The sequence below is a fragment of the Marinobacter denitrificans genome (genome assembly GCF_008795955.1).
Lineage (GTDB): Bacteria > Pseudomonadota > Gammaproteobacteria > Pseudomonadales > Oleiphilaceae > Marinobacter > Marinobacter denitrificans.
Genome location: NZ_VMHN01000012.1, coordinates 100,824 through 107,324 on the forward strand (window position 1 = coordinate 100,824; position 6,501 = coordinate 107,324).

A 6,501-nucleotide genomic window follows, 5' to 3' on the forward strand; every position below is an offset into this window, starting at 1 on the left:
ATTGGCTCGATCCCGATATTTCGATGGGCCCGACACACCCCCGCAGTAGGGCGAGGACTACAAGGGAATGGCTGATCGCCTACTACGGCAAGCTGACTGCAGCAGCCAACTACCTGAAAAGAAAACGATCCAGAACCGTATAGGCGGAGCCATGAGCTTTCTGAATGCTGCGAAACAGGGCAACACTCTCAACCAGAAAAGTGCCGGCCTGGATTTCCCGATGCATCCGCAGCGCCTCTCCAACGGAACCCGCTTGCTTCCTGTTGAACCGGGCCAGCGTGATATGCGGCCGGAAAGCTCGCCTCTCCTGTGCGAACCCGGCAAATATCAATCTATGACTAAGCGCCCTCTGCAATCCGGCCAGCTTATCCACCGGCTGAACCCCGGCCCAGAGATTTTTCGGGCGATCAGGGTGACCGAAACAACCAATCCCGGTCACGGTGAGGTCAAACGGTTCCACCGGCAGATTCCGGGCAGCATCGCGAACATCCGGAAGCCGATGTGCTTCTACACTGCCCAGAAATGCGAGGGTCAGGTGCAACTGGTCCGCCCGCTGCCACCGCGCCCCGGTGACCGGCTGCTGGACAGTCAACAACCGTTGTTTGACCGGGTCCGGAATCTCCAGCCCGAAGAACAGGCGAAGTCTTTCTGGCTTATCCAATCCGCACCCCAAACCATTCCGGAAACCGGCGCAGGCAATACAAGGCAATCATGTCGTATACCGCGTGCCACACCATCACCAGTACGAGGCTGTCTGTCAGTGCATAGACTGCCCCCAGTACCAGCCCCAGCCCGGTTGCCAATACAAAGTAGGTAAAGGACAGGTAGTGCACCAACCCGAAGACCAGCGAAGCCAACACTATGGCTGTTGCATCAGGCACATGCTGTGTCAGCCAGCCCTGGATCGCCCCGCGGAACAGCAACTCCTCCCCAACGCCGGCAAAGACCGAGAGGGCAATCAGAACCGTCCAGGAATAATCACAGGCGAACCGGTGCAGCTGCCCCAACTGGGACTCCAGCGACTCCCGGAGCAGGCCAGGGAGCCGGGTGAGCATCATGATCACGGCGTAGGTGGCCACACTGCCTGCCACACCCCAGAACACAGCGATACCGGGGCTCACTCCGTCGTAAAAGACGGGAATGCCAAACACCAAGATAAGCAACAGGCCAACCACCCCGATGCCCCCCTGAAACAACAACGCCGCAAGGGCAGAAATCTGAGGACGCCTGGCCACTCAGCCACCCCGCCTGTCGGGGGGCATCACCACCCACTCGGGGTCTGCAAATTCACCAATCGGCGTGATATCGCAAAACGGGGCGGCACTGCGAATGATGCTGGCAACCTCCGGGTTGTGCTGCCCTTCCATGGCATCCCGCGCTTCCTTACTGTCCCAACTGGCAATGGCAATCAACACATTCGGGTCGTCGATCTTGCGGTGCAGCTCCGTTCCTCTTGCCCCGGGCGCCTGCTGAATAATCTCGCTGGCGCGGACCCAGGCATCCGCGTATTCCTCAGCGGTATGCCCTTCCCGGATACGAACCTCAAAGATGTATTTCATCAATCAATCCTCCTTCCGACCACATCATTGCGAACAAGATAACGGCCCTCGAAACTCATGGGCAGCCCCCTGGCCTCCCACATAAGGCGATCGTGATCTGAAACCCTGCCTTGCACCGCGTGCATGTGCAGGTGGGGCTCACTGGTATTGCCGGAATTACCCACTCGCCCTACCAGATCCCCGGGCACTACCTTATCGCCCGCCTTTAACGAAACCGACCCCTGGCGCATGTGAGCCATTACCACCGTCACATTGCCACAATAGATGGCAACGTAGTTACCGGCGGGATTGTCCGGGTCGCTCCGGGGCGGATTCTGGTCAGGCGCGCTCGCAGCAACGTTGGTGACCTCGCCGGCACAGGGGGCTGTTACAGGAGCGTTCCAGATATGGTAGTCCTCGAGGACACCCGGGGCGATCTTACGGGTACGCAGACCAAAGCGGCCAATGCGCACCACATCAAGGGCATGATGTTGAGCCTCGATACCATGGTGATGGTTCATTACATGGGAGTTGCCTCCCTGCCCCACACGGTATTGCCCCTGTTCCAGTGGCCATCGCAATTCAATCGGCTCGGCACCGGCCTCTCTGGCGCTCAGAGAAGACCATGCAGGCACCGAGAGCGCAGCCAATATGCCGATATTGAAACCCAGCGACAGTATCGTTCCCGGCCGCCAAGCCGGCCACACCGGTAGTGCCGGCAGGCGGCGCACAAAACACCAGACCGTAGTGGCTACCAGGCCGGCCCAGAACAGCCAGGGCCAGTATCCACCAAGCCATATCCAGGCCCCTGCGCGCTGAATCAGCAGCAAATACACAACCGCCAACGCCAGGTAGCTCAGCCAGTGGATTCGTGATGCGGCCCTGCTGAAACCCACGGCAACAATGAACACCAATGGAACCAGAATGTGGGACACAATGAGAAGAAAAAGCGCCATGCGTTGAAGGTCCTGTGAAAATATACTTGCCAATCAGGGGAACATAAGAGTAGAGTGCCGTTCGTAGGAAAGATTTAGCAAAGCATTTCACGAATAAGACGCATCTCTGTTGTTTTCGGTAGTTTTCCGTCCTGTTTTTGATTCCGCGCGTTTTTTGTTTCCGCACAACGCTGATCAGTCATCACTTCAGATGGTCTGGCGGCACATTAAATTATCGATTTCAGGATTATGATTATGTCTACAACTACCGGTACTGTTAAGTTTTTCAACGAAGCAAAAGGTTTCGGCTTTATCACTCGCGAAAGCGGCCCGGACGTCTTCGTTCACTACAGCGCTATTCAAGGTGGCGGTTTCAAGACTCTGGCTGAAGGCCAGCAGGTCGACTTCACCGTTACTGAAGGCCAGAAAGGTCCTCAGGCAGAAAACGTAGTTGCTGTTTAAATAACAGCCAGCACGTTTGAAAAAGGCAGCTTCGGCTGCCTTTTTTATGCCTGTCACTGAGGTAATTACCTAATACGTCACGCCGTGGCGATCGAATATTTCCTCTATCTCTCTGCGTTCTTCCGTAGGAATCATGACCCTGATCACCCGCGCTTCTTCCTCTATGTAAATGTTTTCCTGAGGAATTCCTGACCCGATCAGATCATCACGAACATTCCGGGCCTGGTCTTTTGACGTGAAATTTCCATTCAGCGCCTTGCTCATCAGTTCACCCCCCTTTAGCTCAGGTACTCACTCTTTACATTAGAAGAGGATTGAAAGCCTGTAAAACACTGAAAAAAAGCTCACGATAATCTGTACTTACCAGGGTAATTCCTCACCGTTGCTGTGCCAGAACGAGCCGGTGTTTTCCCGGTTCAATCCTTCTATCCTGGCAGCAAGCCCCTTTGCCGACTCCGCAGGGGTAATCAGCCCACCAAAGTTCACCATTCGGGTTTGCACATAGCCAGGATGAAGTTGCGCCACCGCAATGCCCTTTGGCTTCAGGTCCATGGCCAGGGACTTGCCAAACGCATTCAGCGCTGCCTTGGAAGCCCGGTAACCGTATCGGCCGCCGGAATCATTATCGGCAATGGAGCCCATACGGCTGGTGATATTCGCAATCTTTCCCCCGGAAGGAATCTGTGACACCAGCGCCTCGGCCACCCGAAGTGGCGCATAAGCATTTATCTCCATCTGGGTGCGAATGGAGTCGAAGTCGATGCTGCCCAGCTTTTCGTCCTGCAACATGCCGGCATTATTGATCAGCAGGTCGATCGACTGCCCCTTCAATTCGCCCGTGAGTTTCCGGATACCGTCCTCGGTGGTCACATCCACCCCCTCAACGATCCGCGCAGCAATTTCTGTCAGCTCCGGGGACGTTTCACGGCACACACCAATAACATCACACCCTTCATTAGCGTAATGGCGAGCGAGCTCCAGCCCAATGCCACGATTGGCGCCGGTAATCACTACGGTTTTTCTGTCAGGCATGGAAGCCTCCTGATCTGTGGAAAGGAATCATTTACTTACCTTCGGGAATCAGCTCATGTTCGAACCGGCCAAGAACGACCATAATCACCAGTGCAAGGCCAGTTACCATCCCCGCCAGGTAGAAATTATTGATGCCGGCGGCAACGCCGATAGCACCTGCAAGCCAAATGGATGCGCCCGTGGTGATGCCCTGAATCTGCCCGCCACTGCGGATAATGCTACCAGCGCCCAGGAAACCGATACCGCCAACCACGCCCTCGACCACCCGGGTAGGATCTATGCGGGCGGACGGATCACCCTCCGCCGTGGCAAACAGCACACTCATGCCGATGATAATGAAGGCTGCCGAACCCAGCGAAACAAGCATGTGCGAGCGCAACCCGGCAGGTTTACCTCGCAGCTCCCGCTCAAGGCCCAGAAACAGTGCCAGGCCAGCGGCAACAGAGAGGCGGAGTAGCATGTCCAACGGAGCGATTTCAGTTTCCATGTTAGCCCTCGACAGTATCGTGCTTAGTAACCAATTTTAGTTCAGTCAGAGCATAGCATCCCCCGTCTGCATCCTTTCAAACCATGCAGCTACAAGGAATTCCGATGCTTGAGCGTGAAACTGCCCTCTGGAGAAAACGGGAAGGACAGGCTTGGTAGTGGTGACAGATTCCAATTACACTGTCAGGCCATTAACAGGCCCCGGAGCCACGCCATTGCTGATCTACACCCTCTGCGCTTTGGCCCTTATTGGCGCCTCCGTTTTCTACCTGTTCTTCTATCGCACCTGGCGGCGTGAAAGGCAGCTCCAGCAGCCCTTCCCTGAGCAGTGGCAAAAAACACTCAGGGCCCAGGTGCCGGTTTACGAAAAGCTGCCCCGGGAACTGAGGAACAGGCTGGAGCAACATGTGCAGTTGTTCCTGGCCGAAAAATCCTTCTATGGCTGCGATGGATTTGAAGTAAACGAGACCGTACGCCTCACCATTGCCGGGCATGCCTGCCTGTTGATCGTTGCCCGTAACTTTTCTGATTTCGACGAGGTAAGCAGCATTCTGGTCTATCCAGACGCTTATCATGTCAGGGAGGTTGAAAGCGATGGAATCATAGTGAGCGAGAGTAACCAGATCCGCGCTGGCGAAGCGTCCAGCCGGGGCCAGGTGGTGCTGGCATGGGCAGAATGCGAAGAAGGCGCGGTCAATCCGTCAGGGCATCACAATGTGATCCTCCACGAGTTTGCCCACCAGCTTGATTATCTGGACGGTACTGCCGACGGCGCCCCGCCCCTCAGTGGTGAACAGGCGCAGCACTGGCAGGAAACCATGACCCGTGCCTACGAACATCTGCGGCAATCACTCCGCCACCACAGGAAGCCCTGGCTCGACCCCTATGGCGCCACGGAGCCGGCCGAGTTTTTTGCCGTGCTGACGGAAGCCTTTTTTCAGCAGCCCGACCATCTCAAAGAAGAACAGCCAGAGGTATTCGAGGCGCTTCAAGGGTTCTACAGGTTGGATCCTGTCACTTTCACTGCGGTGAATTCATCCGGCTAGCCGCTGGCGACCCTGTTCACCTGCCATTTTTACCCCAGGTACGGCCCATTATCAGATAGCTGAAGGATGCGGACCAGGTAATCATCATGAAACCCACCAGCGCCTCTGTACCGGCCAGAAACCGGACATGCCCTGTTGCCGCCAGATCTCCCCACCCCACCGTGGTGTAAGTTGCTGCAGAAAAATAAACGCTGTCCAGCAGGCTGAGATGGGCATAGCCGTTAATGGCGCCCAGGCCATCCTGATCCAGCAAATACCAGAAAGCCACCCCAAATAACCAGATCTCGACCACGTGGGCAATAAGCAGCGCGAACATGTTTGCAAGTATGATTGGCCGGTTGCGAAACTCCCCTCGCGACTGAGGTTGCCGTTCAGGGCAAAAACGGTTCAGCAACTGAATGACCTCGAAATGAAAGACGACTACCAGACTAACCACCAGCGCGGTGACTGACACAACAACCAGTTCACCTCCCACAAAGTACTCCTTTATTATTTACACTCTGCTTTCGCCACATGTTTACCCCCGCACGCCCAACCGGTCCAGATAAACGTGAAGCTCGGCCTCGCTGATATTAACGTGCTCCACCACCCTGCCATACAGCATAACCGTGGGTACATTACGCCCGTCCAACTCGCGCTGGGTTTCGTGCAATACATACAGAATGATCCGCTCGGTGCGGGTCAGGCCATCCCGCGCATCGGGGATGGTTTCCAGTAGGGTTTCAAGCTCTTGCGTGCTCAAAGTCAATTTCTCGCACTCCATTCGTTTACAGCGCACCCGGATATCGGTAGGTCTACGCCTGTTCTAGTATATAAGAGTTTATAGAAACAACTTGTGCTATACCTTCATTGGCCGAAGACTGCGTCGATGGCTGGGTAATCCCCCCGAAAAACAGCGGTGATCAAAAGTAGAATTTTCCGTAAGCTAGACGCAGGGAGATTCTGCATGAAGAAGTCACGTTTTTCCGACAGCCAGATCCTGTCGATCCTCAAGCAAGCCGA

The 6,501-nt window shown here is 55.5% G+C and carries 11 protein-coding genes; 2 read left to right on the plus strand and 9 right to left on the minus strand.

What is annotated here, in order from left to right:
* Positions 1–109 precede the first annotated feature (109 nt).
* From thpR to FO268_RS21350, 4 genes are read right to left on the minus strand one after another with little or no spacing between them, the layout of a single operon-like run.
* On the minus strand, positions 110–661 hold the full coding sequence (gene thpR / locus FO268_RS21335) for an RNA 2',3'-cyclic phosphodiesterase (RefSeq protein WP_150995226.1): 552 nt from the start codon (positions 659–661) through the stop codon (positions 110–112).
* Entirely contained in the window at positions 654–1,235 is a 582-nt protein-coding gene (locus FO268_RS21340; RefSeq protein WP_191967018.1) for a CPBP family intramembrane glutamic endopeptidase, read from the minus strand. Before FO268_RS21340 ends, thpR begins: the two co-directional genes overlap by 8 nt.
* Positions 1,236–1,559 (minus strand): antibiotic biosynthesis monooxygenase family protein, encoded by a 324-nt coding sequence (locus FO268_RS21345; protein WP_150995227.1) that lies wholly within the window; start codon positions 1,557–1,559, stop codon positions 1,236–1,238. It abuts the gene before it with no gap.
* Positions 1,559–2,494, minus strand: a complete 936-nt coding sequence (locus FO268_RS21350; RefSeq protein ID WP_150995228.1) for a M23 family metallopeptidase — start codon at positions 2,492–2,494, stop codon at positions 1,559–1,561. Before FO268_RS21350 ends, FO268_RS21345 begins: the two co-directional genes overlap by 1 nt.
* Positions 2,495–2,728: 234 nt before the next feature.
* Here FO268_RS21350 and FO268_RS21355 point away from each other — a divergent pair, with 234 nt between their 5' ends.
* Entirely contained in the window at positions 2,729–2,935 is a 207-nt protein-coding gene (locus tag FO268_RS21355) for a cold-shock protein (RefSeq protein WP_027831301.1), read from the plus strand.
* A 69-nt stretch (positions 2,936–3,004) separates the two neighbouring features.
* Here FO268_RS21355 and FO268_RS21360 read toward each other — a convergent pair whose 3' ends face one another.
* The 3 genes from FO268_RS21360 to FO268_RS21370 all read right to left on the minus strand — a co-directional run bounded on the left by FO268_RS21360 (position 3,005) and on the right by FO268_RS21370 (position 4,454).
* Positions 3,005–3,199, minus strand: a complete 195-nt coding sequence (locus FO268_RS21360; RefSeq protein ID WP_150995229.1) for a hypothetical protein — start codon at positions 3,197–3,199, stop codon at positions 3,005–3,007.
* Positions 3,200–3,295: 96 nt separating this feature from the next.
* Entirely contained in the window at positions 3,296–3,967 is a 672-nt protein-coding gene (locus FO268_RS21365) for an SDR family oxidoreductase (RefSeq protein WP_150995230.1), read from the minus strand.
* A 31-nt stretch (positions 3,968–3,998) separates the two neighbouring features.
* Positions 3,999–4,454, minus strand: coding sequence for an MgtC/SapB family protein (locus tag FO268_RS21370; protein ID WP_150995231.1), 456 nt, complete (start codon positions 4,452–4,454; stop codon positions 3,999–4,001).
* Between the two features lie 214 nt (positions 4,455–4,668).
* Between FO268_RS21370 and FO268_RS21375 the strand changes: the two genes are divergently transcribed.
* On the plus strand, positions 4,669–5,499 hold the full coding sequence (locus FO268_RS21375; RefSeq protein ID WP_150995232.1) for a M90 family metallopeptidase: 831 nt from the start codon (positions 4,669–4,671) through the stop codon (positions 5,497–5,499).
* A 16-nt stretch (positions 5,500–5,515) separates the two neighbouring features.
* On the opposite strand, the gene FO268_RS21380 is transcribed toward FO268_RS21375, so the two are convergent.
* Entirely contained in the window at positions 5,516–5,974 is a 459-nt protein-coding gene (locus FO268_RS21380) for an ion channel (RefSeq protein ID WP_150995233.1), read from the minus strand.
* A 42-nt stretch (positions 5,975–6,016) separates the two neighbouring features.
* Positions 6,017–6,241, minus strand: coding sequence for a hypothetical protein (locus FO268_RS21385; RefSeq protein ID WP_225316954.1), 225 nt, complete (start codon positions 6,239–6,241; stop codon positions 6,017–6,019).
* Positions 6,242–6,501: the final 260 nt, after the last annotated feature.